This is a genomic window from Hyphomonadaceae bacterium ML37, from assembly GCA_027627685.1.
Lineage (GTDB): Bacteria > Pseudomonadota > Alphaproteobacteria > Caulobacterales > Maricaulaceae > Oceanicaulis.
In genome coordinates this window covers 1,541,675-1,563,352 of sequence record CP091241.1, presented here as the reverse complement: position 1 = coordinate 1,563,352, position 21,678 = coordinate 1,541,675, and the positions used below count along the sequence as shown (strand labels likewise).

At 67.7% G+C, this 21,678-nt stretch carries 22 protein-coding genes; 14 read left to right on the top strand and 8 right to left on the bottom strand.

The annotated features are described in order from the left end of the window. Nucleotides 1–14: 14 nt before the first annotated feature. On the bottom strand, nucleotides 15–1,013 hold the full coding sequence (locus L2D01_07670; GenBank protein WBQ08782.1) for a MoxR family ATPase: 999 nt from the start codon (nucleotides 1,011–1,013) through the stop codon (nucleotides 15–17). 94 nt (nucleotides 1,014–1,107) lie between these two features. On the opposite strand from L2D01_07670, the gene L2D01_07665 reads away from it, so the two are divergent. Genes L2D01_07665 through L2D01_07645 form a run of 5 tightly spaced genes read left to right on the top strand, consistent with a single transcriptional unit; the run spans nucleotide 1,108 to nucleotide 5,411 of the window. Next, a complete protein-coding gene (locus L2D01_07665; protein ID WBQ08781.1) occupies nucleotides 1,108–1,662 on the top strand; it encodes a DUF1285 domain-containing protein in 555 nt (184 codons plus the stop codon). Further along, nucleotides 1,659–2,336 carry a CoA pyrophosphatase gene (locus L2D01_07660; protein WBQ08780.1) on the top strand — a complete coding sequence of 226 codons (678 nt, stop codon included), beginning with the start codon at nucleotides 1,659–1,661 and terminating at the stop codon, nucleotides 2,334–2,336. Before L2D01_07665 ends, L2D01_07660 begins: the two co-directional genes overlap by 4 nt. A 5-nt stretch (nucleotides 2,337–2,341) precedes the next feature. Then, entirely contained in the window at nucleotides 2,342–2,707 is a 366-nt protein-coding gene (locus L2D01_07655; GenBank protein WBQ08779.1) for a hypothetical protein, read from the top strand. A gap of 8 nt (nucleotides 2,708–2,715) precedes the next feature. After that, entirely contained in the window at nucleotides 2,716–3,945 is a 1,230-nt protein-coding gene (locus tag L2D01_07650) for a CCA tRNA nucleotidyltransferase (protein WBQ08778.1), read from the top strand. Beyond that, nucleotides 3,942–5,411, top strand: coding sequence for a hypothetical protein (locus L2D01_07645; GenBank protein ID WBQ08777.1), 1,470 nt, complete (start codon nucleotides 3,942–3,944; stop codon nucleotides 5,409–5,411). The genes L2D01_07650 and L2D01_07645 overlap by 4 nt, the downstream gene beginning before the upstream one ends. 3 nt (nucleotides 5,412–5,414) lie before the next feature. On the opposite strand, the gene L2D01_07640 is transcribed toward L2D01_07645, so the two are convergent. Both L2D01_07640 and L2D01_07635 read right to left on the bottom strand, forming a co-directional pair. Continuing rightward, nucleotides 5,415–6,191 carry an enoyl-CoA hydratase gene (locus L2D01_07640; protein ID WBQ08776.1) on the bottom strand — a complete coding sequence of 259 codons (777 nt, stop codon included), beginning with the start codon at nucleotides 6,189–6,191 and terminating at the stop codon, nucleotides 5,415–5,417. Between the two features lie 27 nt (nucleotides 6,192–6,218). Further along, entirely contained in the window at nucleotides 6,219–7,271 is a 1,053-nt protein-coding gene (locus L2D01_07635) for a hypothetical protein (protein ID WBQ08775.1), read from the bottom strand. A gap of 218 nt (nucleotides 7,272–7,489) precedes the next feature. Here L2D01_07635 and L2D01_07630 point away from each other — a divergent pair, with 218 nt between their 5' ends. Beyond that, entirely contained in the window at nucleotides 7,490–7,681 is a 192-nt protein-coding gene (locus L2D01_07630; GenBank protein ID WBQ08774.1) for a (2Fe-2S)-binding protein, read from the top strand. Nucleotides 7,682–7,683: 2 nt separating this feature from the next. On the opposite strand, the gene L2D01_07625 is transcribed toward L2D01_07630, so the two are convergent. The 3 genes from L2D01_07625 to L2D01_07615 form a co-directional block, all read right to left on the bottom strand. Beyond that, nucleotides 7,684–8,697 (bottom strand): fumarylacetoacetate hydrolase family protein, encoded by a 1,014-nt coding sequence (locus L2D01_07625; GenBank protein WBQ08773.1) that lies wholly within the window; start codon nucleotides 8,695–8,697, stop codon nucleotides 7,684–7,686. After that, the gene (locus tag L2D01_07620) at nucleotides 8,694–9,269 is read right to left on the bottom strand and encodes a carbonic anhydrase (GenBank protein ID WBQ08772.1); all 576 of its coding nucleotides are present in this window, start codon (nucleotides 9,267–9,269) and stop codon (nucleotides 8,694–8,696) included. Before L2D01_07620 ends, L2D01_07625 begins: the two co-directional genes overlap by 4 nt. 93 nt (nucleotides 9,270–9,362) lie before the next feature. Further along, nucleotides 9,363–10,493, bottom strand: coding sequence for a homogentisate 1,2-dioxygenase (locus tag L2D01_07615; protein WBQ08771.1), 1,131 nt, complete (start codon nucleotides 10,491–10,493; stop codon nucleotides 9,363–9,365). A gap of 131 nt (nucleotides 10,494–10,624) precedes the next feature. On the opposite strand from L2D01_07615, the gene L2D01_07610 reads away from it, so the two are divergent. The 6 genes from L2D01_07610 to L2D01_07585 all read left to right on the top strand — a co-directional run bounded on the left by L2D01_07610 (nucleotide 10,625) and on the right by L2D01_07585 (nucleotide 17,877). Continuing rightward, complete coding sequence (locus L2D01_07610; GenBank protein ID WBQ08770.1) at nucleotides 10,625–11,614, top strand: aspartate carbamoyltransferase catalytic subunit; 990 nt, start codon at nucleotides 10,625–10,627, stop codon at nucleotides 11,612–11,614. After that, nucleotides 11,611–12,879, top strand: coding sequence for a dihydroorotase family protein (locus L2D01_07605; GenBank protein ID WBQ08769.1), 1,269 nt, complete (start codon nucleotides 11,611–11,613; stop codon nucleotides 12,877–12,879). Before L2D01_07610 ends, L2D01_07605 begins: the two co-directional genes overlap by 4 nt. A gap of 3 nt (nucleotides 12,880–12,882) precedes the next feature. Next, entirely contained in the window at nucleotides 12,883–13,482 is a 600-nt protein-coding gene (plsY, locus tag L2D01_07600; protein WBQ08768.1) for a glycerol-3-phosphate 1-O-acyltransferase PlsY, read from the top strand. Next, nucleotides 13,479–14,609, top strand: a complete 1,131-nt coding sequence (dprA, locus tag L2D01_07595) for a DNA-processing protein DprA (GenBank protein ID WBQ08767.1) — start codon at nucleotides 13,479–13,481, stop codon at nucleotides 14,607–14,609. The genes plsY and dprA overlap by 4 nt, the downstream gene beginning before the upstream one ends. Nucleotides 14,610–14,681: 72 nt before the next feature. Beyond that, nucleotides 14,682–15,230: a hypothetical protein gene (locus tag L2D01_07590; protein WBQ08766.1), complete on the top strand. Its 549-nt coding sequence runs from the start codon at nucleotides 14,682–14,684 to the stop codon at nucleotides 15,228–15,230. A gap of 133 nt (nucleotides 15,231–15,363) precedes the next feature. Continuing rightward, nucleotides 15,364–17,877: an ATP-binding protein gene (locus L2D01_07585; protein ID WBQ08765.1), complete on the top strand. Its 2,514-nt coding sequence runs from the start codon at nucleotides 15,364–15,366 to the stop codon at nucleotides 17,875–17,877. Here the strand turns inward: L2D01_07585 and hspQ are convergent. After that, nucleotides 17,874–18,203, bottom strand: coding sequence for a heat shock protein HspQ (gene hspQ / locus L2D01_07580; GenBank protein ID WBQ11627.1), 330 nt, complete (start codon nucleotides 18,201–18,203; stop codon nucleotides 17,874–17,876). The two genes, L2D01_07585 and hspQ, sit on opposite strands and share 4 nt — an antisense overlap. A gap of 222 nt (nucleotides 18,204–18,425) precedes the next feature. Here hspQ and L2D01_07575 point away from each other — a divergent pair, with 222 nt between their 5' ends. Together L2D01_07575 and L2D01_07570 are read left to right on the top strand one after the other, a co-directional pair. Beyond that, a complete protein-coding gene (locus L2D01_07575) occupies nucleotides 18,426–19,538 on the top strand; it encodes a Ppx/GppA family phosphatase (protein WBQ08764.1) in 1,113 nt (370 codons plus the stop codon). Next, nucleotides 19,535–20,263, top strand: a complete 729-nt coding sequence (locus L2D01_07570) for an RlmE family RNA methyltransferase (protein ID WBQ08763.1) — start codon at nucleotides 19,535–19,537, stop codon at nucleotides 20,261–20,263. Before L2D01_07575 ends, L2D01_07570 begins: the two co-directional genes overlap by 4 nt. Here the strand turns inward: L2D01_07570 and der are convergent. Then, the gene (gene der / locus L2D01_07565) at nucleotides 20,260–21,678 is read right to left on the bottom strand and encodes a ribosome biogenesis GTPase Der (protein WBQ08762.1); all 1,419 of its coding nucleotides are present in this window, start codon (nucleotides 21,676–21,678) and stop codon (nucleotides 20,260–20,262) included. The two genes, L2D01_07570 and der, sit on opposite strands and share 4 nt — an antisense overlap.

Sequence of the window (21,678 nt, the reverse complement as noted above, 5' to 3'; positions counted from 1 at the left end):
TGGCTCCTCGCGCGTCAGGCTGCTTCTGCAGCCAGGCGCCGTATCAGCGCCTCCACCGCCAGCCCGTCGGCGCGCGCGGCGAAGGTCAGCGCCATGCGGTGCTTGAGCACGGGCTCGGCCAGCGCGATCACATCCTCGGTCGACGGCGCCAGACGGCCCTGCAGCAGGGCGCGGGCGCGCACGGCCAGCATCAATGACTGACCCGCGCGGGGTCCCGGACCCCAGGCGACGCCCTCGCGCACCTCGGCGTCTTCAGATCGGTCTGGCCGCGCGCGCTCCAGCAGCGCCAGGATGGCGTTCAGCACCGCATCGCCCACCGGCATGGCGCGCACCAATTGCTGCAGCCCGGCGATCTCGTCCGGCGACAGGACGGCGACCGCCTCGCCCTCATCCGTTCCGGTCGTGGCCAGCAGGATCGCCCGCTCTTCTTCGCGTGACGGGTACGGCACGTCGATCTGCATCAGGAACCGGTCGAGCTGGGCTTCGGGCAGCGGATAGGTGCCCTCCTGCTCGATCGGGTTCTGGGTGGCCAGCACGTGGAAGGGTTTGGGCAGGTCGTGGCGCTGGCCGGCGATGGTGACGAACCCTTCCTGCATGGCCTGCAGCAGCGCGGCCTGGGTGCGCGGGCTCGCCCGGTTGATTTCGTCGGCCATGAGGAGGCGGCAGAAGATGGGACCGGGGATGAAGCGGAAAGCGCGCTTGCCGCCAGGCGCCTCTTCAAGCACTTCAGAGCCCAGAATATCCGCCGGCATCAGATCCGGCGTGAACTGCACCCGCTTGTCCTCCAGCCCGGTCACCACGGCCACAGCGTGGACCAGCCGCGTCTTGGCCAGACCGGGTGCGCCGACCAGCAATCCGTGACCGCCGGCCAGGATCACCGCGAGCGTGCGTTCGACCACTTCATCAAGCCCGATAATAGAGCGTGCGATGGACGCACGGGCCTCCGAAAGGCGCGCTGCGGCTGCGTCCGCCCGCGCTGCAATGTCGCCGGAGTCTTTCATCGCGCTGGTCATGGCCCTAAATCCTTTGGAGCAAGACGTCCTTGGCCAAACATGGCCGCAGCCTGCCGAGGTGTCCATGGCCGGGCCTGACCATGACCAAGATGCAATGCAGTCGCTCCTCAAGGCGGCAGAGGCCGCCAGCGGCGCCAATGGCTATCCGCCCGTGGAGCGCTGGGAGCCGGAGTATTGCGGCGAGATGGACCTGGTCATCCGCCGCGATGGCAGCTGGTGGCATGAGGGAACCCGCATCGGCCGCGAGCGCATGGTGCGACTTTTTGCGCGCATCCTGCGCAAGGACGCCGATGGCGAGACCTATCTGGTCACGCCGGTGGAGAAGATCCGCATCCAGGTCGAGGCCGCGCCGTTTCTGGCGGTGGCCGTCGAACGCTCCGGCGAGGGCGAGGATCAGAGGCTGGCCTTCCGCACCAATCTCGACGACGCGGTCATGGCCGGCACAGATCAGCCTATCCGCGTCGAGACCGGCCCTGATGGCGCCCCCGACCCCTATGTGCTGATCCGCGGACGTCTGGAGGCGCTTATCACGCGCGCGGCCTTCTATGACCTCGCCGCCCTGGCCGTACCGGGCCAGGACGAGGCCGGCAGGCCGGTGATGGGCGTGTGGAGCCGGGGCGTGTTCTTCCCGCTGGGTCCCGCCGCATGAGCGCCTCTGCCGCCAGGGTAAACTCTGAAGATATCCTCGCCCGTCTCGAGTCCGTTCTGGACCCGGTGGATGCGCGCATGCCTGCGCCCCGGCATGGCGATGGCGACCTCAATGGCGAACCGTCCCCCAGCGGACGGGTGCTGCGCCCTGCAGCGGTGCTGGCTTTGCTGGTGCAGGATGAGAACGCGCTGCGGATCCTGTTCACACGCCGCGCTGATCACCTTCAGGCTCATGCCGGTCAGGTGAGTTTTCCCGGCGGACGTCAGATGGCGGGGCGCGAAACGCTGGCTGAGTGCGCCTTGCGCGAAACTCAAGAAGAGATCGGCCTGACGCCGGACCGCATCACGCTTCTGGGCCGCTGGGAGAGCTATGAGACGGTCACCGGCTTCGAGGTCACGCCGTTCGTGGGCGTGACCCGGGTGGGCTTCACGCTGAACCCCGATCCCGGCGAAGTGGCCGAAGTGTTTGAAGCGCCCTTCGACTTCCTGATGAATCCGGCTAACCACCGGCTGGAAGAGCGCGAGTTTCGCGGCATGTTGCGGCGCTATTACGCCATGCCCTGGCAGGGGCGCTATATCTGGGGCGCGACGGCGGGCATGCTGCGCGCCCTCTCGCGGCGCTACGCCGAGGGCCGCCCAGGCGGCCCGCAATTCGCCGGAAAGGCCGCCCGATGATGCGCATGATCCTGATTTCCGCCCTCGCCTTCATCATCCCCTTCATCGTCTGGTACGCGGCTGCGCGCGTGCGCAGCCATCAGGGACATGCGCCTATCGGTCTGTTGTCGCTGGCGGGCGCGGCGTGCGTGATGGTGACGGTGACGACGCTGGCGCTGATCGCCTCTGACGATGGCGAGCCTGACGGGGACTTCGCACCGCCGCGTATCGAGCGCGAGCGGACCCCGCCGGGTCATCTGGGACCGCGTGGCGATTCGCCCGGTCAGCACCGTACCCCCAATGATCCCGGTCCCAGCGATCCGGATCTGGAGCCGGTTCCCGAACCGGCGCCAGACCCCGCCCCCGAGCCGGCCCCTGGCCCTGATCGCTGAGGCGCGCCATGGGGGAGGTTCGGCTCGATCCGCATGACCACCCCTGGCTGACCGCGCCGGCGGTGAGCGCGGTGATGGATGCCCTGAGCCCTGGCGCCAGCGACCGGGCGCGTTTTGTCGGGGGATGCGTTCGCAGCGCCCTGCGCGGCGAGCCGGTCAGCGATATCGATGTGGCCACCGTCCTGCGCCCGGAAACGGCTGTGCAGGCGCTGGAAGCGGCGGGCATTCGCGCTGAGCCCACCGGCATTGATCACGGCACAGTCACGGCCATCGTCGGCGGGCAGCCCATCGAAGTGACCAGCCTGCGCCGGGACGTCGAAACCGACGGGCGGCGGGCCGTGATCGCCTACACGCAGGACTGGGCCGTAGACGCCGCCCGGCGCGACTTCACCATGAACGCCGTCTATGCCCGGCGCGACGGAACCCTGTTTGATCCTTTCGGGGGCGTCGCCCATGCCCGCACCGGACAGGTGATCTTCATCGGCGACCCGCTGGCGCGCATCGCCGAGGACTATCTGCGCATCCTTCGCTTCTACCGCTTCGGCGCCTGGATGGGCGGAACGCTTGACCCGGAAGGGCGGCGCGCTTGTGAGGCGCAAGCGGCAACGCTCAGGCTATTGTCCGCCGAGCGGGTTTGGAAAGAGTTCAAGAAACTGCTCGCTGCGCCCGATCCCGGGCGTGTGGTAGAGGCGATGCACAAAGGCCACGTTCTGGGGGTGATCTGGCCCGGAACACTCGACTTCAAGCTTTTCTTAAGCTTAATTAACAGTGACCGAGGGAAGGTCCGGCCCGCTGATGCGCTTGTTCGCATGGCAGCCTTGGCCGGGCAGGATGGGGACGCCGTGGCTGGCTTGAGCGCACGCATGAAAGCCTCGCGGGCTGAGACCGCCCGGCTGGCCGCCATGAGCGGACCGGCGCCGGCGCGCGCCGGCGCGGTGCGGGCCGGTATGGGCGATCGTGAGCTTGGCCGCGCGCTTTACGTGCTGGGTCCGCAAACCGTCGCAGACCGCCTGCGCCTGGATGAAGCGCGCACCGGCGAGGACGCCTCACCCGCCCTCACCCATGCTGCCCGATGGACCCGTCCGCGCTTTCCGGTGACCGGCCATGATTTGATCGCGGCGGGCGCCATGTCTGGCCCGCATCTGGGCGCGAAGCTGGAGGCGCTGGAAGAGGCATGGATCGCCTCGGGCTTCACCCTGACGCGCGAAGCTCTGCTCGCCGGGATGGACCGGTCATGAGCGTCACCGAGCTTTTCAGCCAACGCTATCAGGCGCGGATCGGGTGCGGGGATCTGTTCCATGACGATCTGCATCTGCATGACTACCGCGCGCTCGAGGAAGAGGCGCGCGACCTGCTGCTCCAGCCCGGCGACGCCGCGCAGCGTCATCTGGACGCCGAGCACGCGCTGCGTGCTCAAGTTCAACGCGCCATCGACAACGCCAATGAGCAACGCACCGTCAAGGACCTGCCCCGGCGCGCCCAGAAGCGCATGGCGGACGCGTATCTGCAAGCGCGCCTGCCCGCCCACGCCGAAGCCGCGGAAGCGGGCGTCGGCTGGCTGTTCGAGCTCAGCGGTCCCGCGCCGGCTGGCACTGTTTTCGAGCATGGACCCTATGGGGTGCCCGCCAATCTCCTGCTGTTCGATTTCGTCGAGGTCTTCTTCGACCTGCTGCCGGCCGAAGAGCAGCTTGATTTCAGCCGCGACCTGAACACGCGCCTGCAGCGCGGCGCATCGCGCTGGTACTTCCAGCTCGGCCGTTGGCGGCGCGATGACTGGCCGCGCGATCGCGACGCCCAGTTCGATCTGATCCTGTTCTCCCTCAAGCGCCAGTCCGAAGCCGCGCTCACCCGGCGCGAAAATCTCGCCGACGCGGTCCCCGGCGCAAGCTTCGATGCGCAGACGGCGTCAGATTCGCTGGAAGCCGCCGCACGCAGCCTGTGGCAGGCCGACCGGCTGCTATCGTCCGATCTTTTGTCCGACAAGGTGCGCCACTCGGCCGCCGTGCGCGCGGCGCGCCAGGCTTTCGACGCCTGCCTGCGCAGCTTTGGCGGCGTGGTGCGCGGTCCGTTCGTCGCCGCCAAGCCGCCGCGCGACACCCGCACCCGCATGGGCCGCCTGTTCGGTCCGGCGCCGGAAAAGGTCTCGTCCGCCGCCCTGAAAGGCGTGGAGGAGCCGTTGGCCGCCGCCTATCGCATCAAGCGCCTGGGCGAGGCGCTGGCGCAGGGCCACGGCATTGAACGTGCCGAGCGGGTGAAGCTTCTGGAGCGGGCCAATCTCGCCGAGTTCGTGATGCGCCTGGTGCTGTTCGGCCTGCCTGCCGACAAGCCGGACGCCGAGGACGCCGAGTCAGACGAGGTGCGCCGCTATTCCAAGCTGACGCGGACCGAGGCGCCCACCATGATCGCCGGCAAACGACTCAGCCATGGCGAGGGCGCGCTGCATCTGCAGCTTCACGACAAGGCGACGGCGCGCCTGGCTGTCGATCTGATGGCGCGGCTCAGCCAGTTCGCCGCGGGCGCGGCCACCAGCCATCCCGGCGGCGACGCCCATGACTCCCTGCCCGATGCCGCCTTCGCCCGCCATCCCCGCCAGGCCGACCTCGCCCGCGCGATGTTCTGGCGGCGCGTTGGCTTTGGCGTGCTGATCGCGGCGGCGGCGGGCGCGCTGGTGACGCTGGGCGTGGCGGTGGGGATGCGGGTGTAGGCGCTAACCCGCCTTCGAAAAATCCGGGGGGCGGCGCTCCAGGAAGGCCGTGACCGCTTCTTTGAATTCCGCCGAGGCCAGCTGGTGAGCGAAGACTTCGCCCTCCGCGCGGACTACATCCATCAGCGCGGCCTGACCGGCCACAATGAGCGCCTTGGACTGGCGCATGGCGTCGGGCGCCTTGGCCGCCAGCGTGCGGGCGCGCGCTATCACCTCGCCCTCGAGAGCCTCGGGCGCAAACACCGCATTGACCAGTCCATGGCGCTCGGCCCGCGCCGCATCCCAGCTTTCGCCCAGCAGGAGCAATTCGCCGGCCACCGCGCGGCCTGTGAGGCCCGGCAGCAGCACGGACGACCCGAATTCCGGCACCAGCGCCAGATCGACAAAGGGCGTGCGGAAGACCGAACGTCCGGTGGCGTAGGCGAAATCGCAATGCAGCAGCAAAGTGACGCCGATGCCGATCGCCAGCCCGTCCACCGCCGCGATAACGGGTTTGGTGCAGCCCATCAGCGCGCGCATGAAATGCTCGACCGGCGGCGTCTCCGCCCCGCCGATATGCGGGGGCGCCTCCATGAAGTCCATGAGGTCATTGCCCGCGGTGAACACGCCGTCCGTGCCCGCGATCACCACCACGCGCACGCTTGCGTCCGCACTGGCGCCGTCGAGCGCCTCTGCCATCGCCGTGTACATAGCGCGGGTGATGGCGTTCTTCTTGGCGGCGCGGTTGAAGCGCACGAGGCGCACGCCGTCGTCATCCTCGACGCGGATATCATCAGTCATGGAAAAATCCTTCATGGGATTCGCAAGTCAGCCTGCATAGGGGCAGACGAGCACATGCCCGTCAAACACTGCACCAACCAGAAGCCGGCCATCGTGCACAGCGCCGACGCTGGCCGAATTGATCAGGGACCCGTCATTCATGAACGCGGTCCGGCGCTCGCCCGTTTCAGGATCGAGGCGCATGATGACAGACGGCGCAAGGGCCTCCGGGTCTGTCGAATGGGCCAGAAAGGCGAAGACATCCACATTGCCGCCGACATAAAGCGCCCCATCGGGACCGATCTCGATATTGTCCGCGCCCATGGGCATGCGGTGGCTGGCGAGGCGTCGCAATGATCCGTCAGCCGGATTACGCTCAAACACCCGCACCTCTCGGCCCAAAAACGCCGCCACGTAGAGCCGGTCGCCTGCGGCGTTCACATTGATGCCGTTGGTGTAGATGAAGCCGTCCGCAACGATGCGCGCGGCCTCGCCGTCGAAATACGCTACGCTGCCCAGCGGCAGGCCCAGAAAGGCTTCGAGATAGCCCATGGGCGTGTCGCCAAAATACGTATCGTTGGAGATGTAGAACTGGCGCGGCCCCACCCCGACCACATCATTGGGCGAGCGGATGTCGGGCGCGCTGACCGTTTCGAGATGCACCAGCGCGCCGCCCTCGCCCACATCGTAGATGAGCACGCGGCTGCCGCCGGCCGGGTGGCTGATCACGAACAGGCGGGCGATCTCCTCGCCATCCGGCCCCTCGCCGCGCCACAGGCTGATGCCGTGGGGTCGAAAATCGGCGGGCGAATCAATCGATGCCAGCGTCACAACAGACAAATCCGCCGGGTCGAGAACATAGACGCCATTGGTCTGGGCCATGGCGCCCGCGCGCCGGTCCTGGGCGGACACGAAGGCGACGCCCGTCACGGGATCGACGGTTACATCCTCGGTCCCTGGCGCGACCGGAACACGCTCGCAAGATTCAGTGCCGATCTCGGTCACCGGCGTCATTGCGCCGGACGCGGGAATGACGATGTAAGCCATTCTCGCGGAGATCAGCAGCACAATCAGGCCGGCAGCCCATAACCAGTAGCGCATTTCACCCTCCCCCAAGCCGCCCGGCCCGTCCAGGTTAACAACGTTCACACTAGCGGGTTTGGGGTCTTGTGAAAAACCGGAAATGAACGCGGCGCCGGATTTGCAAAGACGCAGTTGACAATCATTCGCAGTCGGGGCTTTATGCGGTTGCGAATGATTTGCGGGAGCGGTGCGCCGACCCCGCCATCGTCACAGACCGGATCAAGGACGCTGCCTCCATGTATGTCTGCCTTTGCAACGCCCTGCGCTGCCGCGACATCAAAGCCGCCGCTGAAAACGGCGCGCGCGACACGGCGTCGGCGTTCAAGGCGTGCGGCGCCAAGCCCCGCTGCGGGCGTTGCCTGGAAGAGGCTGGCCGCATGATCGCGGCGATTGGCGCAGCGCCCGCACATATGGTCCCGGCCGAATAGCCCTAGCGGGCGTACCGCACCACGGTCTGCTCAATCGCCCCGAAGATCGACTTGCCGGCCTGATCGTGCATGTCGATGCGCACCGTGTCGCCAGGGATCATGAAGCGTGTTTTGGGCGCGCCATCCTGAATGGTCTCGATCATCCGGATCTCGGCGATGCAGGAATAGCCCTTCCCGCCATCCTTCACCGGCTTGCCCGGCTCATCGCCCAGCTTGTTCGACACGGTGCCCGACCCGACGATGGTGCCAGCGGTCAGCGGACGGGTTTTGGCCGCATGGGCAACCAGCTGGGCGAAATCAAAGGTCATGTCCACCTGGCAGTCCGGCTCGCCGAATAATTCGCCATTGAGCCAGGAGCGCAGGGGCAGATGCACTTTGCGGCCGTCCCACGCTGCGCCGAGCTGGTCCGGCGTCACCGCGACCGGTGAAAACGCCGTGGGCGGCTTGGACTGGAAGAAGCCGAACCCCTTGGCCAGCTCTCCCGGGATCAGGCCGCGCAAGGACACGTCATTCAAAATCATGATCAGGCGGATGGCGCTGGCCGCCTCTTCCACCGAGCACCCCTGAGGCGCGTCACCGGTAACCACGGCCACTTCAGCCTCGAAATCGAGGCCCCAGCTGTCATCGCCCAGCGGGATGTCTTCGCGTGGCGCCAGGAAGGCGTCCGACCCGCCCTGATACATCAGCGGATCGGTCCAGAAGCTGTCGGGCAGCTCGGCGCCGCGCGCCTTGCGCACCAGCTCCACATGATTGACGTAGGCCGAGCCGTCCGCCCACTGAAACGCGCGCGGCAGCGGCGAGAGCGCCTGGCGTTCATGGAAACGCTCGCGCGGAATGGTTTCACGCTCCAGCTCGTCGGCCAGCGTGCGCAGGGCCGGTTCGATACGCGTCCAGTCATCCAGCGCCGCCTGCAAGGTGGGGGCGATGTGACGCGCATCGGCGCACCAGGCGAGATCATGTGACACCACGACCAGGCGGCCGTCGCGGCCCGTGGACTTCAGACTGGCGAGTTTCATGAATTCTCCTCCGCGCGGTTCGTGTCCGCGTCATCAAAGCTGACAGGGCGGAACACGCTGTCCTCGTCCATCCATTCCAGCACGCCGTCGGCGATCCCGAAACGGGCGCCGTGCAGGCAAAGCCGGCCCCGCTCCACGGCGTCGGCCACGAAAGGGAAGCCGATCAGGCGCGCTAGCGAGTGGCGCACCGAGCGCAGCTCCAGATCATCGCACAACGTTTCCTCGCTGGCCGTCTCCCCCAGCGCGTCGCGCGCTTCGGCGCAGGCCGGCTGCAGCGGATCGAGCCAGCGCTCGATGAATTGCGTGCCGCAGGCCGATCCGGTCGCCGCCGCTTTCACGCCGCTGCACAACCGGTGCCCCAGCACGACGATATGGTCCACCTGAAGCGACTTCACGGCGAATTCGAGCGCCGCCGAGACGCCGTGATGGGCCCCGTCGGGCTCATAGGGCGGGACCAGATTGGCCACGTTGCGCACAATGAACAGCTCGCCTGGGCCGGCATTGAAGATGGCTGCCGGATCGACCCGGCTATCGGCGCAGCCGATCACCAGCGCCTTCGGGGACTGACCCATGGAAAGCCGGCGCCAAAGGCGCTGCTTGTTTTCAAAGTGGTCAGCGCGAAACTGCGCGTAACCGTCCTTGAGCTGATCAGGTATCAAACGCCCCTACCCCTTCCACGAATTGACATAGTCGGGATTTTCCACCCGAGCCGCGTCGGCGCCGACATTGAGCGGATCGCGCGTGTCGATCATCACGGCGTATTCATTGGTCGCCGGTTTGGACTGGCTGAGCATGTTTTTCAATGCCTTGGGGTGCGGCCCGTGGGTGAAGCCCGACGGGTGGAAGGTCATCATGCCGGCATCGATATTGTCGCGGCTGAAGAAGTCCCCGGCATGATAGAACAGGACTTCATCATAGTCGTCGTTGTTGTGGAAGAACGGGACTTTCAGCGCGCCCGGATCGGTCTCGAACGGGCGCGGCGCAAAAGTGCACACCACGAACCGGTCCGAGAGGAAGGTCGTGTGGGCGCTGGGCGGCACGTGATAGCGGTGGCTCATGAGCGGCCGGATATGGCGCACATTGATGCGCACCGGATGCAGCTCGCCATGCCAGCCCACCGCGTCCAGCGGATTGTAGGGGTAGGTGATGACGCTCACCGCTCCTCGCTTCTTCACCTCAACACGCCATTCATGGTCGGCGTCCGCCTGCTGGGCGCGGAACGCCTCGTCCATGGCCGGCACGTCGAACATCGCCGGATCAAAGATCGCGTGTGGCCCGACCAGGCCCTTGTCGGGCAGGGTGTAATGGCTGTTGGTCGCCTCGATCATCAGCACCGCCACGGGCTGCGACGGCGCCAGGCGCCACATGGTCCCGCGCGGCAGGACGATGTAGTCGCCCGCCTCGAACTCCAGATGGCCGAAATCGCAAAACAGCGATCCCGTCCCTTCGTGGATGAACAGGATCTGGTCCCCGTCGCCATTGCGCGCCAGCGCAGGCATGGCCGCGTCCAGCTTCCAGAAGCGGATCTCGCATGACGCATTGTGCAACACCACTGGCGCCGCCCAGGGCGAGGCGTCGGGCGCCTCAAGGCGCGTCAGGTCGAAGGCACAGGGTTTCAGCGGTCCTTCAAAATTGCTCCAGCCAGTGGGCGGGCGTTTGTGGTGCAGGAAGGCGGCGGGGCCGAAAAACCCCTCCTTGCTCATCTCGCGCTCATACGTGCCTTCGGGCAGATCGGCGTGGGCCTGGCGAGAGGCCGTGCCTTCTGTGCGCGAGGCGTAAATCCATTTGCGGGCCATGGGCGGTCTCCGTTCAGTCAGCGCGTCAGAGGCAAATTTAGTTACAAATGAAACCAATTGGAAGCCGGGCGAACGCCTTGCCGCCAGGCTTTCACACGCTTATACCGCGCCGACGCAGTGCGCGAGGGCTCATGAACCGGACCGGTTTCAGCTACGATTTTCCCCACGCGAGCCTCGTTTCCATCGGCGATCTCAATCCGCTGGACGTGCGCATGATCTTCGAGCGCGCCCGCGTGCATTTCGACAGTAACCGTGCAGGCGTGCGGGCCGAGCGCACGCTGGACGGCGCGACGCTGATCAATCTGTTTTTCGAAAACTCCACCCGCACGCTGGCGAGCTTCGAGATTGCGGCCAAGCGGCTGGGCGCGCATGTGATCAATTTCTCGGCCGGCAGCGCGTCAATCTCCAAGGGCGAGAGCCTGGAAGACACGGCGCTGAACCTGGCGGCGATGCGCCCGGACATCCAGGTGGTGCGCCACAGTGCAGCCGGCGCTGCAGCCCATTTCGCGCGCGTGACCGGCGTCTCCACGGTCAATGCCGGCGACGGCGCCCATGAGCATCCGACCCAGGCGCTGCTGGACGCCTTTACTCTGACCCGGCGCTGGGGCGAGGTGGGCGGGCGGCGCATCCTGATCGTCGGCGATATCCTCCATTCGCGCGTGGCGCGATCCAATGTGGCGCTGCTGAACATGCTGCACGCCGATGTGCGCCTGTGCGGCCCGGCGACCCTCCTGCCCGAGGACGCCGACCGGTGGGGCGTTCAGGTGTTTCACGATCTGGAGGCGGCATTGGAGGGCTGCGACGCGGTGATGGCCCTGCGCGTCCAGCGTGAACGCATGAGCGGCGGGCTGATCCCGTCGGATCGCGAGTATCGCACCCTCTACGGCCTCGACCATGGCCGGATGGAGCACGCCAAGCCCGACTGCCTGGTGATGCACCCCGGGCCCATGAATCGCGGTGTGGAGATTGACGGCGCCCTGGCCGATGACCGCGAGCGCGCGGTGATCCTGGAGCAGGTGGAGGCAGGCGTCGCCGTGCGCATGGCGGTGCTGGAGCTGATCAGCGCCGCCTCGCCCAACCAGCGCTATGACGACCGCACGAAAGGCGGGGCTCAGTCATGAGCGCCATCCTGTTTCGCAATGCCCGGGTGATCGACCCGGCGGCGCGCCATGATGCGCCGGGCGATGTGCGCATTCGCGGCGGCGTGATCGCGGAGATCGCGCCGTCCCTGACCCCGGAAAGCGGTGAGCGGGTCATTGATCTCGATGGCGCGGTGCTGTCGCCGGCGCTGATCGACGCGCGCTGCTGGGTGAACCCCGCCAGCACCGGCAAGTCCGGGCTGGAGGCGGCGGCGCGGGCCGCAGCGGCGGGAGGGATCGGCACGCTCATCCTTGCGCCTGACAGCGGAACCGGGCTCAGCCGGCCCGAGCACTTTACCGCCATCGAGGCGGCCAGCCTGACCAGCCCGGTGCGCCTCATCGCCTCGGGACTCGCCATCGATCACAGCGGCGAGATGGGCGAGATCGGCCTGATGCTGCGCGCGGGCGCGGCCTATGTGGGCGACGGCGGACGGCCCGAGCCTGATACACGTCTGGTGCGCCGGGCGCTGGCCTATGCCGGCGGCTTTGACTCCTGGACGGCGCTGAGCTGCGAGGATGCGGCCCTGTCGCGCGGGACCTGCGCCACCGAAAGCGATCTGTCCATGCGCATGGGCCTGCCCGCCCGCCCCGCCGCCGGAGAACGTCTCGCGATTGAGCGCGCCGCCCTGCTGGCCGAACTGACTGGCGCGCGGATCCTTCTGGACCGGGTGACCACGGCAGGCGGACTGAAAGCGCTTGAGGCCGCCCTCGCCCGCGAGCTCGACATCGCCGCCACCGCGCCGATCACCCACCTCATCTTCAACGAGATGGATGCGGGCGGGTTTGATGCGCGCTTCCGCCTGGACCCGCCCTTGCGCCGCGAGGAAGACCGGCTGGCGCTGATCGAGGCGCTGGCGGGCGGAACCATCGCCGCCCTGGTGTCAGACCACCGCACTTGCACCGGCGAATCCAAGGCCCATCCCTTCCCCGAAGCGGCGCCGGGCTCGGCCAATCTCGAAGCCCTGCTGCCGGCCCTGTGCACCATCGCGGCCGAAGGACGCCTCAGCCTGCTGGACGCGCTCTGGCCGGTCACGGCGGGACCGGCGGACCTGTTCGGGCTGGAGCAAGGCCGTCTGGCCCCCGGCGCCCCGGCCGACATCGTCATCTTCGATCCCGATGCGCCGGTGGTCTATGGCCGCAGCGAGCGGGTCTGCACCGCCTCAAGCGCGTTCGAGAATCGCCGCCTCGCGGGAAAGGTCTTGATCACGCTCGTGGAAGGCGCGATCATCCATCAACCTGAAGGATAAGCCATGCCGTTTGATCCGGTTCTGATCCTCGCCCTGGGGGGCGGATACCTGTTCGGTTCCATTCCGTTCGGCCTGGTGCTGACACGGATGGCGGGGCTGGGCGATATCCGCACCATCGGGTCAGGCAATATCGGCGCGACCAATGTGCTGCGCACGGGCCGCAAGGATCTGGCGGCAGCCACGCTGGTGCTGGACAGCGCCAAGGCCGGGATCGCCTGCCTGCTCTTCACCTTTCTGGTGTCCACCCCGGCGGGCCTGATCGCGGGCGGCGCGGCCTTCTTTGGCCATTGCTTCCCCATCTGGCTGAAGTTCAAGGGCGGCAAGGGCGTGGCGACTTTTCTGGGCGTGCTGCTGGCGGCGGCCTGGCCCGTGGGCGTGCTGACCTGCCTCACCTGGCTTGGCATGGCCTTGCTGATGCGCATCTCCAGCTTGTCGGCTCTGGTCGCAGCAGCCGCCGCCCCGGCGCTGGCTCTGGCCTTTGACCGGCCGGATGTGGCCCTGCTCACGCTGGTGCTCGCGCTGCCGCTGTACCTGCGCCACAAGGACAATATCGCGCGCCTTCTCAATGGCAGCGAGCCGCGCATAGGGGCGGCCAAGACGTGACGCCAGCGCGCCTGTCCGATGCCGGCCGGCTCGACTGGCTCAGGCTCGCGCGCACCTCCGGGGTCGGACCGGTCACGTTTCACCAGCTCATCACCCGCTTCGGAACCGCCGACGCCGCCATCGACGAACTGCCAAGATTGGCCAAACGAGGCGGCCGCGCGGGCCGCCTGGATATCGTTACCCGCGATCAGGCCCGCGCTGAACTGGACCGGCTCGATGAGCTGGGCGCCCGGCTGATCTGCGCGTGCGAGCCGGACTTTCCTAAACTGCTCGGCGCCCTCGATCCGCCGCCGCCAGTGATCAGCGTCATCGGCCCGCTCGATTCGGATGCGCGGCCCACGTGCGCCATGGTCGGCGCGCGCAATGCGTCGGCGATTGGCTTGCGCTTCGCAGGCGACATCGCGCGCGAGCTGGGCCGGCGCGGCGTGACCATTGTTTCAGGCCTCGCACGCGGTATTGACGGCGCAGCCCACGCCGCCTCGCTGGAGACCGGCACGATTGCGGTGATCGGCGGCGGGCTGGCGCGCATCTATCCGCCCGAACACGCCGATCTGCACCACGCCATCGCCCGCGAGGGGCTGATCGTCAGCGAGACGCCGCCTGACTACACCGCGCAAGCCCGCGATTTTCCGCGCCGCAACCGGCTGATCGCGGGTCTCTCGCTCGGTGTTCTGGTCGTGGAAGCGGCGGAACGCTCCGGATCGCTGATCACCGCGCGGCTGGCGGGCGAGCAGGGCCGCGAGGTGATGGCGGTGCCGGGCTCTCCGCTGGACCCGCGCGCCCGCGGCGCCAACCGGCTGCTGCGCGAAGGCGCCGCCCTGATTGAAAGCGCTGATGATGTACTGGCCATTCTCCAGAACACCCGCCCGCCCCTCATGAAAGAGCCTGGCGGATACGATTATGAGGACGAGCCGGAGGATACGGCGAGCGCAGACGCGGCAGCGGACAAGGTACGCGAGCAGATCGCAGAGCTGCTCTCCCCGGCCCCGGTGTCCAAGGACGAGCTGGCCCGCCTGACCGGCGCGCCGGTGGGCGCGGTGCTGGCGGCGCTGGTGGAGCTGGAGCTGGCCGGGCGCTGCGAGATCCAGCCTGGAGGCTTGGTGCGCACGGCCTACCCTGAGCTTTAACCTCGCGTTCACCCTGCCGCTTAACTCCGATTTGAGTCCCATGCGTCATGATCGGCGGCGAAGGAGCACGTCATGGCCAAAGCTGTCTTTCACAAGCACCAGCGCGTTTTCGTGCGCCCCGTCGGGACCTGGGCGCTGATCGAGCGGGTCAAGCCGCAATGGGTGAAGGATGTCGAGGAGCCGGTGCGCATCTATTATGATTGCGGGCTGGGGCGCGATTTCACCACCGACGAATTGTCCGCCGAAGCCATCGACCAGGGCGATCCGGGCCAGTGGCGGCTGATGCGCGCCCACAATAAATGGCAAACCGCCGAGGAATGCGCCCACCACCCGCAACCGGGCACCTATCCGGTGGTGGTTACCGACGCCCAGAACTGGGGCGGCTGGCGGGTGCCGGGCGCCGAGTACGACCGCGACCCGAACCGCATCGAGCAACAGGCCCGCCTGATCGCGCAAGGCCCGCGCCTGCTGGCTGTCGCCGAGGCGCTCGCGCGTCTGGCGGCTGAGGACCCTGACGCCAGCCCGGACTGGGTAACGCTGGCCCGCCGGGCGAAGGACGTTGTTCGGGCGGTGAAGGCGCGACCCGATTCCATGCCTGCCATCGCCAGCGCGGCGGAATAGAATTTCGGATCGCCCCGCGATCCAGCCAGCGTTCAATCGACTGAGTCCGCAGGGCGACACCGCGCGCTCATTGGGTGTCGGCCCGTTTACCAAAGCTGGACGGCGATAGCGGCAGCGCTTTAGTTTCAAATCCATGATTCGCAAGCGCGACGCCCGACGCAAACGGACCGGCTCGGCCCAGGCAGGCCAGACCCTGCGCCGCGGCGCCTCGGCGCGCGTGGCGTTTGCGCTGGTTCTGGGCTTTGTGATCGCGTTTGGCGGCGTGATCGCCATCAAGCTCTGGCAGGACTGGCGCACGGCGGAAGCCGAAGTCGCCAGCACCCAGGCCCGGTCCGCCGCCTTCCTGGCCGAACGCGTGTCAGGGCGCCTCGCCGAAGTGCGCAGCGCGCTCGCCATGGCCGCGGTGCAGCTTGAGACCCTGGCGCCGGAACACGCCGCCCGCCCCGCCCTGGAAACCCTGACGCGCTCGCCCTGGGTGGAGAGCGCGGCCCTGCTGCTGCCCGACGGCCGGGTGATCGCCACGCAGGAAGCGTCCGGCGAAGCGCTGCGCGCCGTGGCGGACGCGGCGCTCGCGGCCGGGTCGGACGTGTATGTGCGGCCGGGCAGCGCCACCCATGTAGCCATTGCCTATCCGGCGCGGCTGTCTGATGGCGCGGTCGGCGCGATCCTGGCCCTTGTCGACCCGGCGGCGCTCTTGCCACGCCGCACCGAAGGCGAAATCGCGCTGCTGACGGACGCCTCAGGGCGATTGATCGCCGTGCAGCCCGCCGCGCCGTTCGAGGGCGCACCGCTGGCGGCGGAACGCTTTGGCCTTGATCCGGCGGCTGTGGCGCGCATGGCCGAGCGCGGCGGCGCCATCAGGGGCGCGAGCCTGGCCGGCGCCGACAGCGTGCTGGGCGCAGCGGTCATCGCGGGCGCGCCGCTCCATGCCCTGACGCTCGGACCAGGCGCAGTGGACAGCGCGGCCTGGCGCCAGACCCTGTTGTTCAACCTCCTCCTGTTCGCGGCGACGCTGGGCGCGTCAGTGGCGTTGTTTCTCGTCCTGCACCGGCGGATGGGCCAGCTCAGCGTGACGGAAGGGCGCCTGCGTGAATCCCAGAACCGTCTGCATCTGGCCATGGAAGGCGCACGCGTCGGCGTGTGGGACTGGGATCTGGATACCGACACGGTGCTGCTGACCGACTGGTTCGCGCAGATTCTGGGACGCACCCAGGCTGAGGAAATGTCGGGACCGGATTTTCTGCTGCTGCTGAGCGAAGAGGACCGCAACCGCGTGCGTGCTGCGCTTCGCAGCGCGGCCCAGTCCCATGATGTGGATGTGGAGGTGCGCGCCGCCCAGCTGCCGGTCTGGCTGCAGATGCGCGGACGCATCATGGCCGGATCGCGCCGGCTGGTGGGCGTGGCCATCGACATCACCGAACGCAAAGGCGCCCAGGCGCGCGTCCAGGCCGCCGAGACCCGCCTGCGCGCGGCGCTGGAATCCATGACCGAAAGCTTTGTTCTGTGGGATTCCCGGCGCCGGCTGGTGCTGTGGAACCGCAAATTCCGTGACTTTTTCGGCCTGTCCGACACCGCCCTCAAGCCGGGCATGGGCTATGGCGATGTGGAGGCGCTGGCCGCCAGTTCGATCCGTCATGTGCATGGCGCGTCCAGCGCCGAATCCTATGATCTGGAACTCGCCGACGGGCGCTGGCTGCACTATTCCGAGCGCCAGACCGCTGATGGCGGCCTCGTCAGCGTGGGCGCGGACATTACCGCGCTCAAAACCCAGGAAGCAGCCCTGCGCGACAATGACCGCGCCCTGCGCGGCACGGTGGAAAACCTCAAGCGCAGCCAGGCGCGCGTCGAGGAACTGGCCAGCGCGCACCAGCAGGAGCGCCTGCGCGCCGAGGAGGCCAACCGCTCCAAGTCGGAATTTCTGGCCAACATGTCCCACGAGCTGCGCACGCCGCTGAACGCCATTAACGGGTTTTCCGAGATCATGGCCGGGGAAATGTTCGGCCCGCTCGGCGACGACCGCTACAAGGGCTATGTCACCGACATTCTCAGCTCCGGCCAGCACCTCCTTCTGCTGATCAACGACATTCTGGACATGTCCAAGATCGAGGCTGGCAAAATGCAGCTGCAGCCCGAGGCGGTGCGTCCGGACGAGCTAATCGAGCAATGCATCCGCATCATGCGCGCGCGCGCCGAGGAGAAATCCATTTCACTGATCGTGGAGGCCGGCCCCCTGCCCGAGATCGAGGCGGACCCGCGCGCGCTCAAGCAGATCATGCTCAATCTGATGTCCAACGCCGTCAAATTCACGCCCGAAGGCGGCCAGGTGAAGGTGCGCGGCTTAGATGCGGCTGATGGCGTGGTGCTGCAGGTCGCCGACACCGGCATCGGCATCCCCGCCGAGCAGCTGCCACGGCTCGGCCGTCCGTTTGAGCAGATCGAAAGCCAGATCGCCAAAAGCCATCAGGGCTCGGGCCTGGGCCTCGCTCTGTCCAAATCGCTGATCGAACTGCACGGCGGCACGCTGCGCATCGATTCGGTGCTGGGCAAGGGCACGACCGTGTCCTTCACCCTGCCAGCGCGCGTCCAGCTGGCTCAGCCCGGTGACGACCGCGCCCTGGCCACGGTGCAGGCTGCCGGGTCAGCCTAGTTCGCCCAGCCCGGACGCGGCTTCACGGCGTAACGCTCGCCGTCAAAACCTGAAAACAGCTCCTGCGTCCCGGGATGCCCGACCGCGCCATTGTGGGCGTCGGGCAGCAGGTTCTGCTCCGACACATAGGCGGTGTAGTAGCTCTGATCGTTCTCGGCGAGCAGGTGATAGAAGGGCTGATCCTTGGACGGGCGGATCGCCTCGGGGATGGACAGCCACCACTCCTCGGAATTGGCGAACTCGGGGTCCACGTCGAACACGACGCCCCGGAACGGGAACAACCGGTGGCGCACCACATCGCCCGGCGCAAATTTCGCCTGTCTCATCGCCGGATCGTGTGTGGTCATCGCCAAGGCCTCCCGTCTTCACAAGGTAGGCGATCCGTCAGCCGGTTCCAGACCCGGGCGCCGCGCGCGGCTTACGCTGCGCGTGAAGCGTGTTATCCTTGCGGCCAATTGAAGTCAGCGTTGCGACGGAATGCTGAGGGCTGCGCCCCCGTGAATGGCGGCGCGCCACGATCCCGCCGCCCGCAACAGGGACGTGGAAACATGGCGAAGGATGCCGCCGGGGCCGATGCGCCCAAGCCGCGGCCGGAGGGGCCCACCCGCCGACGGTCCGCCGACCCGGTCTACGGGGCGATCGATCTGGGCACCACCAATTGCCGCATGCTGCTGGCGTGCAAGACCCAGCACGGCTTTCGCGTGGTGGACGCCTATTCGCGCATCGTGCGTCTGGGCGAAGGGCTTTTGTCCACCGGCGAACTGTCCGAACCGGCCATGACCCGCGCACTGGAAGCTCTGAGCGTGTGTGCGGACCGGGTCAAACGCCGCAATGTGACCCGCCTGCGCGCCATTGCGACCGAGGCCTGCCGCGTCGCGACCAACGGTCCCGAATTCCTGGCCCGCGCCAAGGAGTTGACCGGCCTTGATCTGGAAATCATCACCGCCGAGGAAGAGGCGCGCCTGGCCGTACAGGGCAGTCTCGATCTGCTCGATGCGGAGTATGACGCGGGTCTGGTGATCGATATCGGCGGCGGCTCGACAGAGCTGTGCTGGGTGGATCTGGCCGAGTGGCGCGCCCGCGGCGCTCTGAAATCGGGCGGACGCCCGCCCCTGCGCGGCTGGTCAACCATGCCGCTGGGCGTGGTGACGCTGTCCGACCGCTTCCCCGAGCCGGACGATCCGGACCTGCGCGCCGGCTGGTATCAGGCCATGAAAACCTGCGCCGCCGAGCATTTGCGTCCGCCCAAGGGTGCGCGCCGCCTGCGTCCCCTGTTCGAGGCGGGGCGCGCGCATATTGTCGGCACATCGGGCACAGTCACCTCGGTCGCCGGGGTGCATCTCAATCTGGACAAATATGTCCGCGACCGGGTCGACGGCATGTGGATGAGCACGGCTGACGCCCGCATCGCCTGCCACCGTCTGGCCACGCAGGGCCGCGCCGACCGGGCGCGCGAGGGCTGTATCGGCGATGACCGCGCCGATCTGGTGGTCGCCGGGTGCGCCATCTATGAAGCGGTGATGGATGCGTGGCCATGCGAACGCGTACGGGTCGGCGACCGCGGCCTGCGAGAAGGCATTCTGCTGGGCCTGATGCGCCCGCGCCGCCGCCGGGGCGCCAGAGGCCGGTCCGGGTCCCGCAAAGGAAGCACGCCCTCATGAGCGGTTCTGACGACGACACAGACGAACCGCGCCGCCGCCGCCAGTCCGGTCCCGTCACGGCGGGCGGCGACGCCCGCTCGGCCAAGCAGCTGCGCACACGGGTCAAAACCGCGCGCGGGCGCAAGCATTCGTCCCAGCGCTGGCTCGACCGGCAGCTCAATGACCCGTACGTGGCCAAGGCGCGTCAGGAAGGCTATCGCTCCCGCGCCGCCTACAAGCTGATCGAGCTGGACGACAAGTTCCACCTGCTGCGGCCCGGCATGCGCATCGCCGATCTCGGCGCAGCTCCGGGGGGCTGGACGCAGGTGGCGCTGAAACGCGGCGCCAGCCATGTGGCCGGCATCGACCTTCTGGAGATTCCCCAGATCCCCGGCGCGATCCTGCTGGAGTTGGATTTCACCGAGCCGGGCGCCGCCGAAGCCCTCAAACAGGCGCTGGGCGGACCGGCTGACCTGGTCCTGTCAGACCTGGCGCCCTGGACGACAGGTCACAAGTCGACAGACCATTTGCGCATCGTCGCGCTGGTGGAGGCCGCAGCCCTGTTCGCCATGGACGTGCTCAAACCCGGTGGCGCGTTCGTCGCCAAGGTCTTCCAGGGCGGCGCCTCGCAGGACGTGCTGGATGCCCTGAAGACCCGGTTCAAAAAAGTGCGCCACTACAAGCCGCCGGCCAGCCGCTCGGAAAGCGCGGAAACCTTCCTGATCGCCGAAGGCTTCAAGGGCTAGGTTTTCTTGGCATACGGGTTGTCGCCCGCCTTCACGATCAGGCGGATCGGCACGCCGGGCAGGCCGAACGCTTCGCGCAGGCCATTGACCAGATAGCGCTTGTAGCTCTCGGGCAGATAAGCCGCGCGCGACGCCATCAGTACGAAAGTGGGCGGGCGCGCCTTGGTCTGGGCCATGTATTTGGCTTTGACCCGGCGCCCGTCCACCGCAGGGGGTGGATGGCGCTGGGTCATTTCACCCAGCCAATCATTGAGATCGCGGGTCTTCACCCGGGCGTTCCAGTTGCGGTGCAGGGCTTTGACCTCGGGCATGATGCGGTCGAGGCCGCGCCCGGTCACCGCCGAGATCGGGATCAGCGGGGCGCCCTTGATCTGGGGCAGCAGCCGCTCGAACATCTCGCGCAGCTCGGCCAGGCGCGCCTGCTTGTCAGGCACCAGATCCCATTTCGATAACAGGACGATCAGGCCACGCCCTTCCGCCTCGACGCGTGAGGCGATATTGAGGTCCTGGCGTTCGAACGGCTGTTCGGCGTCGACCAGCAACAGCACGATCTCGGCAAACTTCACCGCGCGCAGCGTGTCGGCCGCGCTCATGCGCTCGATGCGGTCATCCACCTTGCCCCGCTTGCGCAGGCCCGCCGTGTCGTGCAGGCGCACGCGCCGGCCTTCCCATTCCCACTCCACCGCGATGGCGTCACGCGTCAGTCCGGCTTCGGGCCCCGTGATCACGCGTTCCTCGCCGATCAGGGCGTTGACCAGCGTCGACTTGCCCACATTGGGCCGCCCCACCACGGCGATGCGCAGCGGCGCACCTTCGTCCACTTCGACGTCTGCGTCAGGATCGAAATCGGCGTCTTCATGATCTGACTGCACCGGCGCTTCCGGCGCGCCCGGCTCCGGCGGTATCTCAAGATCAATCTCGTCGATCACGGCGGCCAGGCGCACGAACAGATCGCTCATCCCCTCGCCATGGGCGGCGGACACCGGCACCGGCTCGCCCAACCCCATGGCCCAGGCCTCGTCCAACCCGCGATCGCCGCGCGCGCCTTCGCACTTGTTGACCGCCAGAACCACCGGGCGCCCGGATCGGCGCAGCAGTTCGGCGAAGCGGGTGTCGAGCGCCGTCACACCCTCACGGCCATCAATAAGAAAGACGCACAGATCGGCGTCCTTCATGGCGCGTTCGGTCTGGGCGCGCATGCGCACCTCGATGCCGGTGGACGCGTCCTCATACCCGGCCGTGTCGATCAGGCGCAGATCCAGATCGCCCAGACGGCCACGCGCCTCGCGCCGGTCGCGGGTAATGCCCGGACGGTCATCAACAATGGCCAGCGGCTTGCCGGCAAGCCGGTTGAACAGGGTGGACTTGCCCACATTGGGGCGGCCGACAATGGCCAGGGCGGGCAGGCGTTTCAC

Bases quoted from the DNA above. Each gene is read 5' to 3' on its own strand.
- L2D01_07670 (WBQ08782.1), bottom strand. From the start codon at position 1,013: ATGACCAGCGCGATGAAAGACTCCGGCGACATTGCAGCGCGGGCGGAC.
- L2D01_07665 (WBQ08781.1), top strand. From the start codon at position 1,108: ATGCAGTCGCTCCTCAAGGCGGCAGAGGCCGCCAGCGGCGCCAATGGC.
- L2D01_07660 (WBQ08780.1), top strand. From the start codon at position 1,659: ATGAGCGCCTCTGCCGCCAGGGTAAACTCTGAAGATATCCTCGCCCGT.
- L2D01_07655 (WBQ08779.1), top strand. From the start codon at position 2,342: ATGATCCTGATTTCCGCCCTCGCCTTCATCATCCCCTTCATCGTCTGG.
- L2D01_07650 (WBQ08778.1), top strand. From the start codon at position 2,716: ATGGGGGAGGTTCGGCTCGATCCGCATGACCACCCCTGGCTGACCGCG.
- L2D01_07645 (WBQ08777.1), top strand. From the start codon at position 3,942: ATGAGCGTCACCGAGCTTTTCAGCCAACGCTATCAGGCGCGGATCGGG.
- L2D01_07640 (WBQ08776.1), bottom strand. From the start codon at position 6,191: ATGACTGATGATATCCGCGTCGAGGATGACGACGGCGTGCGCCTCGTG.
- L2D01_07635 (WBQ08775.1), bottom strand. From the start codon at position 7,271: ATGCGCTACTGGTTATGGGCTGCCGGCCTGATTGTGCTGCTGATCTCC.
- L2D01_07630 (WBQ08774.1), top strand. From the start codon at position 7,490: ATGTATGTCTGCCTTTGCAACGCCCTGCGCTGCCGCGACATCAAAGCC.
- L2D01_07625 (WBQ08773.1), bottom strand. From the start codon at position 8,697: ATGAAACTCGCCAGTCTGAAGTCCACGGGCCGCGACGGCCGCCTGGTC.
- L2D01_07620 (WBQ08772.1), bottom strand. From the start codon at position 9,269: ATGGGTCAGTCCCCGAAGGCGCTGGTGATCGGCTGCGCCGATAGCCGG.
- L2D01_07615 (WBQ08771.1), bottom strand. From the start codon at position 10,493: ATGGCCCGCAAATGGATTTACGCCTCGCGCACAGAAGGCACGGCCTCT.
- L2D01_07610 (WBQ08770.1), top strand. From the start codon at position 10,625: ATGAACCGGACCGGTTTCAGCTACGATTTTCCCCACGCGAGCCTCGTT.
- L2D01_07605 (WBQ08769.1), top strand. From the start codon at position 11,611: ATGAGCGCCATCCTGTTTCGCAATGCCCGGGTGATCGACCCGGCGGCG.
- plsY (WBQ08768.1), top strand. From the start codon at position 12,883: ATGCCGTTTGATCCGGTTCTGATCCTCGCCCTGGGGGGCGGATACCTG.
- L2D01_07590 (WBQ08766.1), top strand. From the start codon at position 14,682: ATGGCCAAAGCTGTCTTTCACAAGCACCAGCGCGTTTTCGTGCGCCCC.
- L2D01_07585 (WBQ08765.1), top strand. From the start codon at position 15,364: ATGATTCGCAAGCGCGACGCCCGACGCAAACGGACCGGCTCGGCCCAG.
- hspQ (WBQ11627.1), bottom strand. From the start codon at position 18,203: ATGAGACAGGCGAAATTTGCGCCGGGCGATGTGGTGCGCCACCGGTTG.
- L2D01_07575 (WBQ08764.1), top strand. From the start codon at position 18,426: ATGGCGAAGGATGCCGCCGGGGCCGATGCGCCCAAGCCGCGGCCGGAG.
- L2D01_07570 (WBQ08763.1), top strand. From the start codon at position 19,535: ATGAGCGGTTCTGACGACGACACAGACGAACCGCGCCGCCGCCGCCAG.